This is a genomic window from Chloroflexota bacterium, from assembly GCA_020850535.1.
GTDB lineage: Bacteria > Chloroflexota > UBA6077 > UBA6077 > JACCZL01 > JADZEM01.
Genome location: JADZEM010000135.1, coordinates 17,039 through 34,924 on the forward strand (window position 1 = coordinate 17,039; position 17,886 = coordinate 34,924).

The window sequence follows — 17,886 nt, forward strand, 5'->3', positions numbered from 1 at the left end:
GCCTATTGTGGCAGGAAGGGGCAGGTGAAGGTGGCAGTGGGCCGGCCGAGGCCGCTTTCGGCGTTGATCTTTAAGATACTTGCCCCTATCTTCATGATTCTGCGAAGATGCTTGCGCGGATCTTCACAGTTGGCGGTTGCCCCGTGCTGCTGGCCGCCCCGGAGCCTGCATGCTCAGCGCTTCCCGCGCACTGCGCTCCTCGCCCGCCGCTCGCTGCTGGTCGTGGCCCCGCACCCGCTGGCTCGCCCTCCCGACGTTTGTGCGCGTCCTCGTCGGCGGCGTCGCCTGCTACGGCCTGCTCGCCCCGCCGCTGGCGCTCGTCCATGAGCTGATCGTCCTGGCTGTTGCCCATCTCATGGGCGATCTCGCCTGGTACGCGGCCACCAGCGGGCTGCTCCGCGCGCTGCCGCTCGACCCGATCTACACCAGCGCGGCGCTCCTGACCCTTGGCGGCATCGAGCCGCGCGGGCTGGCGCTGGCGGCTCCGCTCGGGCCGGCGATCCACGAGCGCTGGCCGGCCGTCTTTCAGCCTCCCGCGCTGCTGGCGGCCGGCGCCTGGGCCAGCGCCGTCGTCGCGCCCGGATCGACGGTCGTCAGCCGCTGGCTGTGCAGCGCGCTCGCCGACGCCGCCCTGATCGGACTGGGGGTACTGGCCATTCGGACGGCCCGGCCCGGCCGGCGCTGGCTGCTCGTCGCAGGGGTCATCGTGCACGCCCATGTCGTCGTGAACAATCTCGTCGATGCACCGCCCGACCTTGCCGAGGTCGAGGCGGCCGGCGTCCCGTTCGCCATCGCGATGCTGCTCTCCGGCGACGTCCAGGCCGGCCCGCGCCTGGCGGAGACCCTCGAAGGGCTCTCCGACCCGGTCCGCGACGTCGTGCTGGGCCTCGGGATCACGGCGATCGCCTGTCTGCCGGTCCTGGCCGCCCTGCTGGCGACAGCACTCCTGCGTCGTCTTGGCCGGCCGGCCGCTCGGCCCGCAATGCTGCCGCGGAACGGTCGTCTCCGATCTGGCTGGCAGCGCGAGCGTCGACGTACCATGCCCGGGCGTCTGGCTGACCTGCACCCGGTGCGGGTGGGCAAGGTGCTGGTGCTTGCCGCGCTGGCGTTGGCGATTGCCGTGTCGCCGCTGGGCGATCTCGCGGATGCCCGTACACACTTCCTTGCCGCTGCCGCCGTAGACGAGCTTTCCCCGAACGCGCTGACCCCGGAACCTGCCAGCACCGGATCAGGTGCGTCGGCCGAACCGGCTGTGCTGGCGCCAAACGGCGGCCCGGCACCGCCGGCCGGCCCGTCGCTCGGTGTGCCGGCGCAGCCGGCTGGCGAGCAGTCGTCGCCTTCGGTGGTCGCCGTGAGCGGCAGCGGCTACCGCTATCAGTACACCGTCAACGGCATCCCCCAGGTCATTCGGGGGATTGGCTACAACGTCCAGTATCGGCGACTCGCGCCGGAGGAGCGGACTCGGCGTCTGGACCGCGATTTCGCGGAGTTGCGGAAAGCTGGCGTCAACACGGTCTTCGGCTGGGAGCAGGACGAGTTCGACGTCGCCCTGCTGGACGCTGCCCAGCGCCACGGGCTTGGTGTCGCGCCACCGTTCGAGCTGGACCCGGAGGCCGCCTATGGCGACCCGGCCGTGCGCGAGCGGATCACCCGCGAGGTCGTCGCCTGGGTGCAGCAGCAGCGGCATCACCCGGCCGTGCGAATGTGGGCCATCGGCAACGAGGTGTTGCACAAGCTAGTCTATCCCTCGTGGATGCCGATGCGCTCCAACCCGGCCTGGGAGCAGCGCGCCCGCGAGTTCGCACGGTTTTACGTCGAGCTGATCGACGCGGTCCACGCCGTCGATCCCGACCACCCGGTCGTACACCGCGATGCCGAAGACGCCTACTTGACGTGGCTCCGCGATGCGCTGCAAAGCAGCCAGCCCCGGCCCGACACGCTGCCCGGCGACGCCCCGCCGTCGGCGTCGGGGCACACCACCGGGCGCCGCCCCTGGTTGATCTACGGCATCAACGCGTACACGCCGCGTCTCGCCGAGATTCTGACCTCCTGGCCGCATCAGGGCTGGGATACGCCGCTCCTCGTCTCGGAGTTTGCGCCGGGCGGGATGAGCCCGGCCGACCGCCCGCAGGGGCTGCGCGAGATGTGGAAGATGGTGCGCGGCGCGAACGGCTGGGTGCTCGGCGGCTCCGTCTACGCCTGGACCACGGATGGCCCGGAGGAGGTTGACCGTGTGTTCGGGCTGGTGGACGGCGCGGGCAAGCCGGTCGACGGCGCGTTCGCCGCGATCAGCGCCGTCTATCGCGGGGCTGCCCGGCAGGCGCAGCCGGCCCGGATCACGCCCGCCCAGGTCGGAGACGCCCGCGTCTGGCACTTCGCCCGCTACGCCATCGGCGCGATCCAGGAGGGCCGCGGCACCGACCTGCTGCCGGCCACGGCAGATACCTCGATCATGGGCGACGTGGGGAATGTTGCCCGGACCGCACCCCAGGATGCCGAACTGACGGTGCAACGCGTCCGCGACCAGCGGCGGGTGGCCTGGGCCGAAGAGAACGGCGTGCGCGGCGAATGGTGGGTGACGTGGCAGCCGCGGGCCACGCCGAGTCGGCAGTTGACCTTCGCGGTCCAGGAGTACAGCGATGGAACGCTCGGCGTCCAGTACATCTACCACGGACCACGCTGAGGTGGAGCAGACGCGCAGCGCTCGCGGGCCAGCCGGCGCTTGCGGGCAGGCCTCGCGCCGCCGGCTCCTGGCGCTGCTCGCCGGGACCACCCTCGGGCTGGCGACGGCGCTCGGCGGCCACGTCTCCAACGGTCGCCGCGCAGGAGGCATCGTGCTGGCCGCCGGCCCGGCGGCCTGTGACTCCCCGCCTCACGAGCCGGCCCCGTTCGCCCCGCCAGACGGTCGGACCGGCTGGCAGGCGCCATCTGGGGCGCTCGTCACCACCATCCAGGCGTCGGGCGGCCAGTATCGCTACGCCGTCGGCGGCCAGCCGGAGACCATCCGTGGGATGGGCTACAGCCCGGTGCTGGACGGCCTCTCGCCTGACGTCCGTCGCCAGCGGCTGGATCGGGATCTCGCGCTGATGGCTGCCGCTGGCGTGAACACGCTGATCGGCTGGGATCCGGCCGTCCTCGACGGGCTGGCGCTGGACGTAGCCTGGCAGGTGGGGCTTGGCGTGGCGCTGCCGTTCGACGTGGACTTCACCGCCGACCTCAGCAGCCCGGCCGTACGGCGCGGCTTCCTCGACACGATCCGTGCCTGGGTCGAGCAGTACCACCTGCACCCGGCCCTCCGCCTGTGGGCCGTCGGCAACGAGGTGCTCCAACGGACGGTGCCGCCCTCCTGGTGCGCCAGCCCGCCGACCGTCGAACAGGCAGCCTGGGCCGAGGCGTGGTCGCGGCTGCTGCTCGAGGCGGCCGACCTGATCCACGATCTCGATCCGGCCCATCCCGTCTTGTACCGCGAGGCCGAAGATGCCTACGCGCCGTGGCTGGCGCGCGCGCTGGCCAAGCGGCCGGCCGACCGCTCGTGGCTGGTCTACGGTGTCAACGCCTACACCCCGCGCCTGGCCGACATCGTCGAGGCGTGGCCCGCGCGCGGCATCCCCACCAGCCTGCTGATCTCGGAGTTCGCGCCGCTCAACGCCTCACGTGGCGAGCGGTCGGCCGGCTTCCGCGAGCAGTGGGCCGCCATCCGCGCCCACCCGGAGTACGTGCTGGGCGGGGCCGTCTACGTCTGGTCCACCGACGGGCCGGAGGCGGTCGACCGGCAGTTTGGACTGGTGGACGGGGCCGGCCAGCCGGTGGACGACGCGCTGGAGGCGGTGGCAACCCTGTACCACGACGATGCGCGCGAACGGGCTGCTCGTGCGCCCACGGTGGCGGCCGCAGAGGGGGCGGCCTCATGAGTGCGCGACGGCTCTCGGTGCTGGTCACGCTGCTGCTGCTCTCGGTGCTCACCGCCGACCGGGCGCTGGCGCAGTTCTTCCCGGAGGCCGAGCCTGCCAACGCCGAGATCGTGTTTGGCTGCGCGCCCGGCCCGGTCGAGGAGCTGCATCATGCCGATCCTCCGATGCCGCCCGTTCGGGTCGCCTCGCCGCGCGACGCGATGCGGACCGCCGCCCTGCGTATCGACACGGGCCAGGGGCGCATCACCCAGGGGCACGGCTTCAACCTGGAGCACACCCTCTGGAGCTGCCCTGACTTCCGCCGCGTCCTCGACCGGCAGCTGCTGACGCCGTTTCAGCCGGAGGTGGCCCGCGTTGACTCCGGCCAACTGCCGTTCGTTCAGGAGGACGCTCCGCTCGCCGAGCTGGGGCGCGAGCACTATCAGCGCCTGATGGACGATCCGAAGTACGCGCCGAGCTGGACGATGCTCCGCCGGCTGAACGGCGACGGCGTCCGGCTGATGCTGGGCGTCTGGGGCGGCCCCGGCCAGCTCAACGACGACGGCACGCGGCGTGGCGCGCTCCTGCCCGAGCATGCTGAAGCGTACGCGGAGTACGTCGCCGCCGTGGTTGAGTACCTGGCCGTTCGCCAGAACGTCCAGATCTGGTCGGTGACCGTCGCCAACGAGCCGGACGGCGGCGATGGCACGTTCCTCTCGCCGGAGCTGTACGTCGAGGTCGCGCGGCTGCTCGGCCCGAAGGTCGCCCCGTTTGGCGTGACGCTCTACGGCCCGGACACGGCCTCGGCGGCCAACGCTCGCCCGTACGTGCAGGCGTTGGCCGCCAATCCGGACGCCCTGCGCTGGTTCAGCGCCATCGCCACCCACGAGTATTTCACGACCCACGAGCTGCCGGAGCTGATCGGCGACGTGCGGGCGGCCGGCTCGGGCCTACCGGTCTACGTCACGGAGTACACCAGCTTCCGGTTCGGGGCGATGGATCGCGGCCAGGAGGCGACCAACGAGCTGGGCCACATGCTGGACAGCCTCCAGGTCTACGCCTCGCTGATGAACGCCGGCGCGGACGCGGCGATCTACTGGGACGCCGTGGACTACTACCAGGCCGGGCACGCCGCCGTCACGCGCTGGGGCATCCTCCAGGGGCCAGACGAGGCGTTCGCGCCGCGCACCCGCTACTACGGCTTCCAGCAGATCCTGCCGTATGTCCAGGCCGGCTCCACGATCCTCCCCACCCAGATGGACGGTCCCGAACGACTGGCCGCCCTGGCCATCGGCGGCGGCGAGCGCCGCCCGCGCGATCTCACCGTCGCCCTGATCAACCGTGGCGGCCCGACCGGGCTGACCCTGTCGCTGACGGGGGCGGCCCCACGAGCATTTGAGGTCTACGTCACCGACCGCGATCGCCACGTCGAGCACCTGGGGCGCATCGCCGTGCAGGACGGCCAGACGAGCATCACCGTCCCCGCCCGCGCCGTCATGACGCTGACGGCCGGCCCGCCCCCCGACGAAGAAGAGTAGCCGCCGCGGCCGTGCCCGTCAGGCCAGGGCCGCGTGCGCCCACCCATGTAAAGACTGACGATGTCACCTTCACATTCGACGCGTCTGGCTGGAGGCTCACCCGTGTTTCACGCTTCTTCACCTGGCCGCGCCGCTCGCCCGAGCTCCGCTGGTCGCGATGGAACCGCCCGTGCGTGACGCCCGTCCGCTCGCGGCTGGCGTCGGGCTGTTCCTGGTTGCCGCGCCGCTGCTGGCCTGTCTGCGGCAGGCCAGCCTGCTGCTGGTCGCGGGTGGGCTGAGCGCCGCCGCCCACGCCGCCGACCGTCTGCTGCTCCCCTGGCTCCCGGTCGATCCCGTCTACGGCGGCGCCGGGCTGGCGGTGCTGGGCGGGATCGATCCGCGCGGCCTGGCCGTCGCCGGCCTGCCGGGCCAGTGGCTCCATGCCCTGCTGCCCCCGTTGTTCGGCGATCCGACGCTCGTGGCAGATGGGGCCGTCGCCAGCGCGCTGGTCGATCCTGGCATCACCGTGCTGGCGCGCCTGCTGGCGGCGATCCTCGCGACGAGCGTCCTGGTGGCGCTGGCCGGGCTGGCCGTCGGGCCTGCCCGGCGTCCGTGGCTGGCCGTGGCCGGACGGCTCGGGCAGATCTGGCTGCTGCTCGATCTCGCCCACGAGACGGACCTCAGTATCCGCGACCTCGAAGCGACGGGCCTGCCGTTTGCGCTGGCCGCGCTCACCCCCGTCGACGCACACGGGCAGCGCATCCTGCTGACGACGGCGCTCCACGATGTGCCGCCGGCCGTCCTCGGTCTCGCCAACGCGCTGCTGGCCATCGGCGTCTGCCTGCTGCTGGCGTGGGTGCTGATGACGCTCACGCGGCTCCGGCGCGCGTCCCGGAAGAAACCCCTCACCCTCCGCCCCGCTGCGCGGCCCGCCCTGCTGGTCGGACTGGCGCTCGTGCTGAGCCTGTCGCCGCTCCGCACCTTCGCCGAGGGCGAGGTCGCCGTTGCGCCGATGCTGCTCGAGGAGTCCGCCGATCCGCCCGCTGCGCCGGCGACGCCCCCCTCCGACGCGACGGCCCCCTCCGACGCGACGCCCCCCTCCGACGCGACGGCCCCCTCCAACGCGACGCCCCCCTCCGAAGCTCCGTCCGCATCCGTCTCCGGTAGCCGCGTCACCCTGGACGGCGGCAGCTACGCCTACACGCTGCGGGTCAACGGCCGCCCCTGGATCGTGAAGGGGATGGGCTACAACCCCTGGTACGCCGCCCTGCCCACCGAGGAGCGGCGGGCCCTGTACCGCCGCGACTTCGCCCTGATGCGCGAGACCGGCATCAATACCGTCGAAGGGTGGTTCCAGGATCAGTTCGACGAGGTCACCCTGGACGAGGCCCACCGGCAGGGCCTCAAGGTCATCATGCCGTTCGAGCTGAACCAGGATTACGACTACGCTGACGCGGCCACCCGTGCGCGTTTTCGCGCGGAGGTGACGGCCTGGATACTGCGCTACCGCGACCATCCGGCCGTCCTGATGTGGGGCCCCGGCAACGAGAACCTGCACCGGCTGATCTTCCCGACCGCCGTGCAGGGCCAGCACGACCCGGCCCGCGAGCAGCGCGCCGACGACTTCGCACGGTTTTACGTCGAGCTGATCGACCTGGTGCATCAGCTCGACCCGAGCCACCCGGTGGTCTACCGTGACGCCGAAGACCTCTACCTGGAGCGCTTCCTGGCCCAGCTTCAGGCCCAGCCGGCCGCGCGTCCCTGGTTCGTCTACGGTGCGAACGTCTACACCCGGCGCATCGCCGACGTCATCGAACGCTGGCCGACGCGCGGTCTGGACGCGCCGCTGCTGGTGTCGGAGTTCTCCCCGGGCGGGGCTGGCGAGTCCGACCGACCGCAGATGCTCGGCTGGTACTGGGCCACGATTCGCGCCCATCCCGAGCGGGTGCTTGGCGGCGTCGTCTACACCTGGGCCACGCGCGGCCCCGAGGATCTCGACCGCGTCTTCGGCCTGACCGACGAGTCCGGCGCGCCGGTGGACGGATCGTTGGCAGCCCTCCGCCAGTTGTTCACCGCGCCCGTCAGCGTACGACGGCAACAGCGCGAGGGCCTGCCTCCGACTCGGTAGCTGCCTGAACTGAAGCGATACTGACAGTCGCCGGCGGGCACAGAAGACCTCACCCCCCAGCTGCCGCGCGGCGGTTGGGGGGTGAGGTCTTCCCGATTCCCACGTTAGCATGGGTTCCGGCAACGTGAGGTTACGGCGCGCGGTACACCGCGTAGGTGCCAGCCTTGCGGACCGTGGCCGAGATGTACGCGTTGGACGCGCCTGGATCGGCGACCGTCGGGACCGGCGTCCACCGGTCACCGTCGAGGATGGCAAAGGTCAGGCCCGGCGTCACGCCGCCGGCGTAGGCCAGCCCGAGATTGGCGTCGGCCGGCAGCTCCCCGATGCCGCCGCCGTTGCAGCCGTCCTGCGCCCGCAGCTCGAAAACGATATCGTCCAGCCGCTGGCCCGACGTGGCCGGCACGGCGGCGGGATCGACCTTCGACAGCGTGACGCGGCTGTCGCGGCCGAACGTCGAGGTCGGAACGACGGCCAGGCGAACCGTGCCACCCGGCAGCACGAGCGACAGCGACCCGCCCTGGCCGGCCGCGAAGCAGCCGCCGGACTGGCCGGCTGGCGCGGACGGCTCGGGCATGCCCTGCGTCGGACGATGCCGGCCGCCACCATCGCCGCCGTCGCCACCATCGTGCTCGTCGCTCTCGTTGTCATCGCGGTCGTTGTCGTTGCCGTTGCCGTTGTTGTCGTTGCGGTTGGCGTTGCGCCGCTCAGGGTGGCGGTCCTCAGCCGGCGCGGCCTGCGCCGTCGAGCTGTCCCAGGTGGTGCCACTCGGGGCCACCATCGACGGCAAGCCGATCAGCGCCACCACCACCAGCCCGACAATCAGGATGCGGAACGTGTTCATGCATCTCCCTCGCAGCATGACTGTAGCCTACTCCGCGGCCGACACGGAGGTCACAAATACGGGGCACACAGATGTGGACCCGACGTGTGACGAGTACGTCGGGTCCACGGGCATGCTGCGCGATGGCGGCGGCCAGGAGGCTGGATCGGCCTCCGTCGCCACGCAGCCGTTCAGCGGGCTGCGCCTGCGGCGCTCGGGTTGCGCCTACGGCGCTCGGTAGACGGTGTAGGTACCAGTCCTCCTGATGGTGGCCGAGATGTACGGGTTGGCCGGGTTCGGATCGGCGACGGTCGGCACGGGCGACCAGCGGCTGCCGTCCCAGACGGCGAAGGTCAGGCCGGGCGTGGTGGGGCCAGTGTACGCCAATCCGAGGTTGGCGTCGGCCGGCAGCTCTCCGAGTCCGCTGCCGTCGCAGCCGGCCTGCGCCCGCAGCTCGAAGACGATCTCGTCCAGGCGTGCGCCAGGGGCGCCTGCCACGGATGCAGGATCGATCTTCGCCAGCGTCAGATGGGTGTCCTGGCCGAACCGCGAACCTGGGACGATGGTCAGGGCCACCGAGCCGCCAGGGAGCGTCAGGGTCAGGGAGCCGGTCTCACCCGCGCCGTAGCACTGCGAGACCACGCCGGGGGGCGGTGGTGGCGGCGCTGGAGGGGGCGGTGGCCCGTGATGCTGATAACGGTTGTCGTTCCCGTTGTCCTCGTCGTCGTTGTCGTTGGAATTGCTGTTGGTGTTCCCGTTGTCGTCGTTGTCGTTGCTGTTGCCGTTCGTGTTCCCGTTATCGTCGTTGTCGTTCTCTGAGTTGTCGCCGTTGTCGTTGGCGTTGCCGTTGTCGTTCTGGTTGGCGTTGCCATTGCCATTGTCGTTGTCAGCCAGCACCCCGCTGGCTGGAGCGGCGCGTACCAGTCCATGTCCCCAGAGACTGCCCGCTGGCGAGACCAGCGCTGGCATGCCGACGAGCGCCGCGATCACAAGAGCGGTGAGAACCGCGCGGGAGAGTCGCATGACAGCACCTCGGAGGTCAGCAGCCGATCTGAACGGCCGCTGGTGGGATCATCGGCCCCGAACCTTACTGCCGTCGTTACTCAACGTGAACGGTATGTAAACGTCATCGCGCTCGTGCTCCACCCCACTGAAGCTGGAGAAAGATCCCTCCACTCCACTCGTTCCTCGCGCCGGTCGGGCTGACAGGCTCCCCATATTCAACCTGTACCAGGACAAAGGGAAAGGCGAGGGGCGCGCCCTCGCCTTTCTGCACGCCGCGTGGTGTGCGCGTTGCTCAGCCCTTGACTGCCCCCGCCGTCAGGCCGTTGACGTACTGATCCACGAAGAACGAGTAGATGAAGGCGACCGGCACCGATCCGAGCACGGCGGACGCCATCAGCGAGCCCCAGAACAGCACGTCCGCCTTGATCAGGTCGCTGACCGTGCCGACCGGGATCGTCTTCATCGAGCCGGCGCCCATGAAGACCAGCGCGTACAGGAACTCGTTCCAGGACAGGGTGAAGGCGAAGATGCCCGCCGAGAGCACGCCCGGCAGCGAGAGCGGCAAGATCACCCGTATCAGGATGCCCAGCCGGCTGCACCCGTCGATCATCGCCGACTCTTCGATCTCGGGCGCGATGGTCCGGAAGTAGCCCATCAGCGTCCACGAGGCGAACGGGATCAGCTGCGTCGGGTAGGTCAGGATCAGCGCCCAGTAGCTGTTGTACAGCCCGAGGCTGGCGACCACCTGGGCCAGCGGCAGGAACAGCAGGGTCGGCGGGACGAGGTACGCCATGAAGATGGCGATGCCCATCGCGTTGCTGAAGGGGAACCGCAACCGGGCCAGCGCGTAGCCGATCAGGATGCTGCAGAACAACGAGATCGCCGTGGAGGCGATGGACACGATCAGGGTGTTCTTCAGCCAGGACATGAACGCCGTCTCGCGGAAGAGGTAGGTGTAGTTGTCCAGGGTGAACGTCTGGATCACGAACGGGTTGTTTTGCAGATCGAACAGCTCGGTCGTCGGCTTCAGCGAGACCATGATCATCCAGTAGAACGGGAAGAGCAGGAACGCCAGGAACAGACCGAGCGGAAGGTACATGCCGAGGAATCGTCGGCTCAGGACCATACTGCCGACCACGGTCAGACCTCCTTGCGGAGATAGATGAGGAGGATCGCCGCGAAGACGGCCAGGATCGGGAACATGTAGAGCGCGATGGCCGCGCCCTGGCCGATCGCCGTGGCGTTCAGCCCCACCTGGTAGGCGTACGTCCCGAAGATGTGGGTCTGATTGGCCGGCCCGCCCTTGGTCAGGACGTAGATCAACTGGAAGTCTGCGAACGTCCAGATGATCGAGAAGAGCGTGGCGATCATGACGATCCCACGAATCGCCGGCAGCGTGACGGTCCAGAACCGATCCCAGACGCCGGCCCCGTCGATGGCGGCCGCCTCGTACAGATCCGGTCCGACCGTCTGGAGGCCGGCCAGGATCGTCACGGCGAAGAACGGGATGCCGCGCCAGATGTTCGCCAGGGCCACCGAGGCGACGGCCAGCCCCGGATCGCCCAGGAAGTTGATGTTGTGGTCGATGATCCCCAGGTGACGGAAAAGCCAGGAGAACGGGCTGAACACCGGGTCGAACAGCATGAACCAGCCGAGGCTGCTGAGCGCCGTCGGCACGATCCACGGCAGCAGCACGCCGGCCCGCACGGCGTTTCGGAACGGCAGCTTCTGATTGAGCACCAGCGCCAGTCCGAGGCCGAGGGCCAGCTTGAACGGCACGGTCACCATTGCGTAGACAAACGTGTTGAGAGTGGTCTGCCGAAAGATGCTGTCCGTCAGCAGGTCACGAAAGTTCAACAGCCCGATGAACTTGCCCGGCATGCCGATGCGGCTGTCCGTCAGCGCGAGCCAGATCCCCAGGAAGAACGGATACGCCATAAACACGAGGAGCAGCAGCACGCCCGGGAGCATCAGCGTGATGCCGAGGCTGGTGGGCCGCTCCAGGAATAGTCGCGGGTCGAGAAGGTGCGGACGCCGAGCCGGCGGCGCGATCCCGACCGTGCTCTTGGTCGTGGTAAGCATGCTCGGGACACTCCCCACAACGGGGCGGACGACGGCCGCCCGCCCCGCGCATATTCGCGATGATCGATCACCGGGGGATGAGAGCTTGACGCGCGCTAGTCGCGGTAGATGCGCTGCAGCTCGTCGGCGCCCCAGGCGATGGAGCCGGCCGCGTCGCCCGACTGCACGGCCTTCGCGAAGGTGTCCACCACGATGAACTTCGACCAGGCCAGCGACGCCTTCTCGTTACCCGGGCCGGCGTAGCCCTGGTTGCGCCCGTACTTCGGCTGCTCGCGGAAGGGGGCCATCTTGGGATCCTTGTCCCACATCGGGTCAGACGCCCACTTCTTGGAGTTCTGCAGGAAGTACCCCTCCTGCAGGTGGAACCAGTCGCCGTACTGCTTGTCCTCGAACCACCACTTGAGGAACGCCTTGGCGGCGTCCACGTTCTTCGAGTTCTTCAGGATCGCGAAGGTGCGGGTTTCGAGGATGTAGAAGCGGCCGGCCGGCCCCTTCGGGATGAGCATGTGGTGGGTGTCCTCAGCGATGGCCGGGTTGTCCTTCTTGGCGGTGAAGTAGATGCTCGAGCCGTTGTAGGTCGAGGCGATCTGGCCGGCCAGGTAGGCGCGGTTGTTGTTGCTGTCGTCCCAGGACGTGCCGGTCTCGTCGTAGCCGTCCTTCCAGGCCTGGATGAAGCGCTTCATCGCATCGACGAACTCGGGCTTGTTGAACGCGATGGTCTTGCCATCCTGCTCGACTTCCATCGCGCCGCTGCTCCACATGTAGGGGTACACGAACCCTGGCGGATCCCCCGTGCTGTGGCCGAGCGCCTGCCCGAACGGCGTCCCCTTCTGCTTGAGCTTCTTGGCGGCCTCGAAGTACTGCTCCCAGGTCAGATCGACCTTGGAGCCGTCCTCGGCGTTGGCAACGCCGGCATCCTTGAACATGCTGATGCGATACGCCATCGAGGCGTTCGACGTGCCGTGTGGGATGCCGAGGTAGCGGTCGCCCACCTTGGCCGAGTTGGCAACGTACGCTTCGTAGCCGCCACCGCGCTGCCCGATCTCTTCGGCAAGATCCGTCAGGTCCACAAGGTTGTCGCGGTAGAGGTAGTTCCAGACCGGCCAGAGCTCGACGATGTCGAGGCCGCCAGCCTGGACCGCCGCCGCGATCTTCGGCTGCAGGTCGGGCCAGTTCAGGAAGTCGGTGTTGACCGTGACGCCGTTCTGGCCGCCCCACTCCTGGGCCTGCTTCTTGTAGAGATCCTGGCCGGGGGCGATGAAGTAGGTGCCCTGGAGGACGGAGAGCGTGGCGCCCTTGAAGGAGGCTGGAGCCTTGGCCGTCTCAGCGGCTGGCTTCGCGGCCCCCGCGCCGGCTGCTGGCTGGCCCGGAGCGTTGCCCGCCGGCGGCGCCGCCGTTGGCGTGCAGGCCGTGACGAGCGAGCTGGTGGCGGAGAGTCCCGCGACAAGCAGCATCCCGCGAATAAAAGCGCGCCGACTCAATGGGTGACTGGCATGCAAGGCGAACATACTCGTTCCCTTCCTCGCCCTCTGCGTTGAGAGCATTGACGACCTCTACTCCGAGAGCAGGCCCGACGACCGTGGGCAACAGGCCACACGGAGGCCGAAACCCCGCTTTCATGGTGTGGTCGGAGGGTTGCCGGGAAGGTTGCTGACCGTAAACGGCAGAGAAACGCCGTTTCGTCAGGTTAGGGCTGATTCAAAGTCCCGCACAGCGGTGTCTTGCCGAGTGACCAGATGCTTCGTCACCAGCACGCGGGGGTACCCGGCTCCTGGTGAACCGCCCGAATGACGGACTACCCGCCCCAACCAGACCGTCAGGGCTCGCCTGATTCAGTGCCTACGGCAACTTTGAATCAGCCCTGGAAGCTGAGTCTCTGACCTCGTGTGGACGCCGGAGACGACCGCCAACGCGGCCTGACCGATCCCGGTCCTACCGTCGAGACGATGGGCGACGGCTGGCAGTAGGCCGTCCGCGAAGGCCGCTCGGGGTCGTGGTGAGTGCCCTGGGTCGATCGCATGCTGAACCGAGTCGACTGCCCGTGCCCCGACCACCGCGACTCGAAGCACACCTATCGCCACGAGTGGGCCGTGGCGCATCCGGGCCGAGCAATGGGCCGTGGAAACTGGCCGCGCTGCTTGACAGCCCCGAACGGACCGGAGCGGCGCCACTTGGGGCGCCGGGCCGCCTGAGCCCTCAGTGCCGACGTCGGCTGGAGTCTGGCGCGCCGCCCTGCACGACGTGGATCGGCCCCTTGCTCTGGCGCATGGGGTGAGCGATCCACGTCTCCCCGGACACCGCACTCGGCAGCAACCACTCCCCGTGCATGATCTCACGCAGCTCTCGCCGGTAGAGCCGGCGCCCGAGGCGCTGCTCATGTCGCGTGATCTCACGGGCCCTCGCTCGGATATCGTGACCCTGCGCAATCGCGCGAAGCTCGTCCGAGTAAAGCCGGCGACCGAGTTCTCGTTCGAGGGCCGGAACAGATCCGGGATCTCCATCGTCCTTGTCACGAGCCATTCGCCACCTCCTGCGCGAAGTCGTGCGCTCCATCGTCCTCAGGAGCGGTCGATGATCCGGATCGACGGCAGATGCGCAACCTTCTCGGCCAGTTCGCCGCTCGGACCAAAGTGGCCCCACAGCGTTCCATACGCGTCCGTGAGCACCACGTCAAACAGTCCATCGGCGGCATCCTGGAGCAGGCACTGAAAAGCCGGGCGCTTCCCCGAGGGAGCGTCGAGATCCCAGTACAGTCCGGCGAGGACGAGCCCCTGATCCTCGATGTGCCTCCTCCCCCTGGCCAAGTCCTCTCGGACCAGCTCGGTATGCTTGCCTTTCCCCCATCTCGCATAGACGACAGCACGACGGCCATCGGCCGTCGGCTGGTGCCGCCGAAGCTCGACGCCCCAGCTCTCTGATGGGGTCCCTTCCTTCTTGCTGAAAGCTGCAAGCAGACGGTCGCCGGCGTACGGGGACCATGCGGCCCCGAGCGCCGACTCGAACTCAAGCTTTCGGCGCTGCCTCCGAAGGTCACCGATCTGGGCCTCGATCTCTCTTTTGGCAGCCCAGTCGCCGCCCGCCAGGTGCAGCCGATCCATCAGGCCGCGCTCGGCACGGTCAAATTCCGAGATGGGATCGGACGAGGGCAGCCCCGCAGGCGTGGCGCCGGCTTCATCCGTGGCCGCGTCGTCCCCCACTGGGGCCAGCTCCGAGTCGTGGATGAAGAACTCCCCGTTGGAGTCGTAGACGTTGCCAGACTCGTCTACTGTGTAGACCTCGTACGGCTTCAGTAGCTCGTCGACGAGTATCAGCCCGACCAGATCTTTGTCCCCCAGCATCCTGGCCAGGGTGCCCATCGGCTTGGCCACGTCCGCTATGCGCCGGTCGGCAACCGCCTCGCAGATCGCGTCCAGCTCGGGTAGGGCCAGCTCCAGATTGTGCGACGACATGTGGAGATCCTCGGCGGCCGATAGGTATTCGGTTTCGGCGTCCGCGATGGCGCGTAGCTGGTCGGGCGTCTCATCGAATGCGTCGCGGACCTCGACTGCCTGTGCGACTGCTGCAGCGTAGCGCGCGCCCCAGTCCTCGGCATCGCTATCGTCCAAAAGCTGCCACGCCGAGGCCATGATGTCGTGCAGGTCGCGGAGCTTCGGCTCAAGCTCGACCATCTTCCCGAAAGCGCCGCCGATGCAGCGGCGAGCGTGCTCGACGGCGCAGTACCGGTCCTCATCGGGCAGGAAAACCACCTCTAGTAGCGGTTCGGGAAGGTCGACAATCTGAACGTTTGGTTCGTCAGCAGTACTCATAGCAATGCCCCAGGGCACTATTGGTGGTGACTTGGCCACGCGCTCAACGCCTGTGACAACTATACATCCTTGCGATTGAATCTGGCTGACCTTCTCAAGATAGAGCAGCCGCTCTCAATCGTGAAAATCGAGAGGCCGCGACCAAACGTGAAAAGGCTCGTGCTCTCGGACCGACGCTCCCTGCGGATGTCGCGCGACGCGATCATCAGCCCTTCAGCGTTCCGCCTCTCATCCCAAAACGGTCACCATGGGGCCACGGCGTCGAGTCGTCAGCGCCGCCGTCGATTGGTCTCCATGCCGCCGCCTTGGTAGATGGCCTTGACCAGACACGGCCCCTTGGGCTGCGAACCCGGAGACTTCGTACGCTCTATCACTACGATGAGCTGCCCATGCCAATTTCGGGCGAAGTGCCAGGACCACTGCGTCTCTGACAGCACGGCACGGATCGCCGCTTTGCCCACTTTCGTCTGACCCCAAGGTGGCACTCTGGCGACCATTCCCGGCCAGTAGGCGACGCTCCACGCGCGGGCCTTCTTCATGAGCTGATCGGGGCTCTCACGCTGCTGACCACGTTCCGCGTCCATGACCATCCTGCTCCCGGCACGGCCGAAGCACCGGTGGGCAGCGACGACCAGGGTCAAATGACCCTCCGACGGACGAGGCAGCGATCGGGCCACCGCCAGGTTGTGGCGGAGCTGCCCGGGCACCTTGTCGAGCAGATCGAGCTAGCTGCTTGGCGGCGTGTCCGGCTTCTGTGGCTGCTCCTGCGGCTCCTCGTCCACCGTATCGGCCGACGTCTCGGCCCACGACTCGCTCCAGGGTCGACCGGCGAATACCAGCATCTCTCCCGGCTCCGGCTCCGAGTCCAGTTCCCAGCCCAGCTCCTGGGCCAGCTCTGCGCCACTTCGTCCGGGTTGTACTTCGTCATGATGCATTCCTTCGCCTTCGGGGTGTCAGGCCGCTTCAACCAGAGCGTAGCTCGGCTCGACCGGCGGGATCAGGGTCAACGTTGACGGCTACGGCGCCGCCCAGATCGCCTGACCGCGCGTGTTGTAGACCTGGATGAACGGCATCTGACTGTCCTCGTATGTTCGCAGGATGATTCCGCCTCGCTCACCCGCTGAGTTCAACGCCAGGAGAGCACCACCGCCCGATTCGTGGGGCACGACGTGCAGGGTGACGTATGCAGCCCGAACTCCATCATTCTCTGGAAACGATGCCTCCATCAGATATAGCTGAGGCTGTCCATCATTGGACGCGGTAAACCTACCGATCATCTCTCCGGTGTTGTTGACGAGGACGACTTCCCTCGCCACGACGCTCTGGGTCGATGTCTGGGCATCCGCGATGCGTGGTTGCCAGTAGGCGAACGTGACAGCGGCCACGAGACTCGCGGCCAACACCACCCTCCCAGCTTCAGACGGCTGTTCTCCCGCTCCAGCCTGCTCAATCGCAGTTCGACGCTGTCCATGTCTCCCCCTGGACGACCGGCTCGGCTGCGAGTCGGTGTGATCCGCCCCCACCCAGACCGTGGACAGCATGCCGTCATGCCGTGGCCGGGTTGCACCAGGGGTTGCCGGCCGTGTACGCAGGGTGACTCTCGCCGTCCCCTCGTACGGCTGATTCAAAGTCCCGCACAGCGGTGTCTTGCCGAGTAACCAGATGTCTCGTCACCAGCACGCGAGGGTACCCGGCTCCTGGTGAACCGCCCGAATGACGGACTACCCGCCCCGACCAGACCGTCAGGGCTCGCCTGATTCAGTGTCTACGGCAACTTTGAATCAGCCCTGTTCGTCAGGTTCCGAGTCGCGGGGGCCGAGCGCGCCGCCGGGCCGAGCGCGCCGCCGGGCCGCGAGGGTCAGGCTTGCGGGGCCGAGACGGCCCGAGCCGTCAGGTGCCGGATGGTGGCCGGCACCAGCGGCGTGGCGATGGCCTGGGAGATCTCCCGCAGCTGCTCGGCCTGCTCGGGCGTCAGCCGGTCGAACAGGTGGCGGCGGACGCCCTCGACGTGGCCCGGCGCGGCGGCGGTGAGGGCAGCATGGCCGGCCTCGGTCAGCAGCGCGAACGTGCCACGGCGGTCTGTCGGGCAGTCCACGCGCTGGACCCAGCCGCGCTCTTCGAGCCGCCCGATGGCGTGCGTCAGCCTGCTCTTCGAGAACCGCAGCATCTCGGCGATCTCGGTCATCCGCAGGGAGCGCTCCGGGCTCTCAGAGAGCACGACCAGGATGCTGTAGTAGGTGTGCGGCATGTCGGCGGCGTGCTGTAGCTCACGATCGAGTTGATCCATCAGCAGGTGCGTGGCCAGCAGGAACGCCCGCCAGGCCCGGGCCTCGCTGGGGGAGAGCCAGGGCACGCCCGCCGACGCGCCAACGGAGGCGTCTGGGGACGCAGCCGGGCCGGGCTGAGTCGGCACGTCAAGCAAGTCGGACACACGCGTAGTGTAGCGCGAAGCGCGCACTGTTGCGCGGGCAGAGTCGAGCGTTCAAAGGACGCTGGGGGGTCAGGCTGCAGACGCTCCAGCCGGCCCGCCTGGCCCCACCAGGCCCCACCATGCCCGACTCTCCCGGCTTCTGGCGGCCGGTGGCTCCCTGGGGATCACCGTCCCAGGGGCTGCCGTGCGGTACAACCTCGCCAGAGG

General features: G+C 68.5%; 14 protein-coding genes. 4 read left to right on the forward strand and 10 right to left on the reverse strand.

Annotated features, from left to right (window positions below; genetic code table 11):
* Positions 1-169 precede the first annotated feature (169 nt).
* The 4 genes from IT306_19695 to IT306_19710 all read left to right on the forward strand — a co-directional run bounded on the left by IT306_19695 (position 170) and on the right by IT306_19710 (position 7,535).
* A complete protein-coding gene (locus IT306_19695; GenBank protein ID MCC7370653.1) occupies positions 170-2,683 on the forward strand; it encodes a hypothetical protein in 2,514 nt (837 codons plus the stop codon).
* 1 nt (position 2,684) lies between these two features.
* Positions 2,685-3,911 carry a hypothetical protein gene (locus tag IT306_19700; protein ID MCC7370654.1) on the forward strand — a complete coding sequence of 409 codons (1,227 nt, stop codon included), beginning with the start codon at positions 2,685-2,687 and terminating at the stop codon, positions 3,909-3,911.
* The gene (locus IT306_19705) at positions 3,908-5,428 is read left to right on the forward strand and encodes a hypothetical protein (GenBank protein MCC7370655.1); all 1,521 of its coding nucleotides are present in this window, start codon (positions 3,908-3,910) and stop codon (positions 5,426-5,428) included. Before IT306_19700 ends, IT306_19705 begins: the two co-directional genes overlap by 4 nt.
* A 169-nt stretch (positions 5,429-5,597) precedes the next feature.
* A complete protein-coding gene (locus IT306_19710; GenBank protein ID MCC7370656.1) occupies positions 5,598-7,535 on the forward strand; it encodes a hypothetical protein in 1,938 nt (645 codons plus the stop codon).
* Between the two features lie 130 nt (positions 7,536-7,665).
* Here IT306_19710 and IT306_19715 read toward each other — a convergent pair whose 3' ends face one another.
* The 10 genes from IT306_19715 to IT306_19760 all read right to left on the reverse strand — a co-directional run bounded on the left by IT306_19715 (position 7,666) and on the right by IT306_19760 (position 17,535).
* Positions 7,666-8,376: a hypothetical protein gene (locus IT306_19715; GenBank protein MCC7370657.1), complete on the reverse strand. Its 711-nt coding sequence runs from the start codon at positions 8,374-8,376 to the stop codon at positions 7,666-7,668.
* Between the two features lie 204 nt (positions 8,377-8,580).
* Positions 8,581-9,378, reverse strand: coding sequence for a hypothetical protein (locus IT306_19720; protein ID MCC7370658.1), 798 nt, complete (start codon positions 9,376-9,378; stop codon positions 8,581-8,583).
* 274 nt (positions 9,379-9,652) lie between these two features.
* Positions 9,653-10,486 (reverse strand): carbohydrate ABC transporter permease, encoded by an 834-nt coding sequence (locus IT306_19725; GenBank protein MCC7370659.1) that lies wholly within the window; start codon positions 10,484-10,486, stop codon positions 9,653-9,655.
* A 14-nt stretch (positions 10,487-10,500) separates the two neighbouring features.
* Positions 10,501-11,442, reverse strand: coding sequence for a sugar ABC transporter permease (locus IT306_19730; GenBank protein ID MCC7370660.1), 942 nt, complete (start codon positions 11,440-11,442; stop codon positions 10,501-10,503).
* 95 nt (positions 11,443-11,537) lie between these two features.
* The gene (locus tag IT306_19735; protein MCC7370661.1) at positions 11,538-12,896 is read right to left on the reverse strand and encodes an extracellular solute-binding protein; all 1,359 of its coding nucleotides are present in this window, start codon (positions 12,894-12,896) and stop codon (positions 11,538-11,540) included.
* Between the two features lie 1,104 nt (positions 12,897-14,000).
* The gene (locus IT306_19740) at positions 14,001-15,248 is read right to left on the reverse strand and encodes a hypothetical protein (protein ID MCC7370662.1); all 1,248 of its coding nucleotides are present in this window, start codon (positions 15,246-15,248) and stop codon (positions 14,001-14,003) included.
* Between the two features lie 269 nt (positions 15,249-15,517).
* Positions 15,518-15,832: a hypothetical protein gene (locus IT306_19745; GenBank protein ID MCC7370663.1), complete on the reverse strand. Its 315-nt coding sequence runs from the start codon at positions 15,830-15,832 to the stop codon at positions 15,518-15,520.
* Positions 15,833-15,973: 141 nt separating this feature from the next.
* The gene (locus IT306_19750) at positions 15,974-16,183 is read right to left on the reverse strand and encodes a hypothetical protein (GenBank protein MCC7370664.1); all 210 of its coding nucleotides are present in this window, start codon (positions 16,181-16,183) and stop codon (positions 15,974-15,976) included.
* Between the two features lie 81 nt (positions 16,184-16,264).
* Positions 16,265-16,648: a hypothetical protein gene (locus IT306_19755; protein ID MCC7370665.1), complete on the reverse strand. Its 384-nt coding sequence runs from the start codon at positions 16,646-16,648 to the stop codon at positions 16,265-16,267.
* Between the two features lie 458 nt (positions 16,649-17,106).
* Complete coding sequence (locus IT306_19760) at positions 17,107-17,535, reverse strand: MarR family transcriptional regulator (protein ID MCC7370666.1); 429 nt, start codon at positions 17,533-17,535, stop codon at positions 17,107-17,109.
* Between the last annotated feature and the right edge of the window lie 351 nt (positions 17,536-17,886).

Excerpts from the sequence above, each read along its gene's own strand:
- IT306_19715 (MCC7370657.1), bottom strand. The coding sequence starts at position 8,376 with ATGAACACGTTCCGCATCCTGATTGTCGGGCTGGTGGTGGTGGCGCTG.
- IT306_19760 (MCC7370666.1), bottom strand. The coding sequence starts at position 17,535 with ATGGATCAACTCGATCGTGAGCTACAGCACGCCGCCGACATGCCGCAC.
- IT306_19750 (MCC7370664.1), bottom strand. The coding sequence starts at position 16,183 with ATGCATCATGACGAAGTACAACCCGGACGAAGTGGCGCAGAGCTGGCC.
- IT306_19720 (MCC7370658.1), bottom strand. The coding sequence starts at position 9,378 with ATGCGACTCTCCCGCGCGGTTCTCACCGCTCTTGTGATCGCGGCGCTC.
- IT306_19695 (MCC7370653.1), top strand. The coding sequence starts at position 170 with ATGCTCAGCGCTTCCCGCGCACTGCGCTCCTCGCCCGCCGCTCGCTGC.
- IT306_19730 (MCC7370660.1), bottom strand. The coding sequence starts at position 11,442 with ATGCTTACCACGACCAAGAGCACGGTCGGGATCGCGCCGCCGGCTCGG.
- IT306_19735 (MCC7370661.1), bottom strand. The coding sequence starts at position 12,896 with ATGCTGCTTGTCGCGGGACTCTCCGCCACCAGCTCGCTCGTCACGGCC.
- IT306_19740 (MCC7370662.1), bottom strand. The coding sequence starts at position 15,248 with ATGAGTACTGCTGACGAACCAAACGTTCAGATTGTCGACCTTCCCGAA.
- IT306_19705 (MCC7370655.1), top strand. The coding sequence starts at position 3,908 with ATGAGTGCGCGACGGCTCTCGGTGCTGGTCACGCTGCTGCTGCTCTCG.
- IT306_19745 (MCC7370663.1), bottom strand. The coding sequence starts at position 15,832 with ATGGACGCGGAACGTGGTCAGCAGCGTGAGAGCCCCGATCAGCTCATG.
- IT306_19725 (MCC7370659.1), bottom strand. The coding sequence starts at position 10,486 with ATGGTCCTGAGCCGACGATTCCTCGGCATGTACCTTCCGCTCGGTCTG.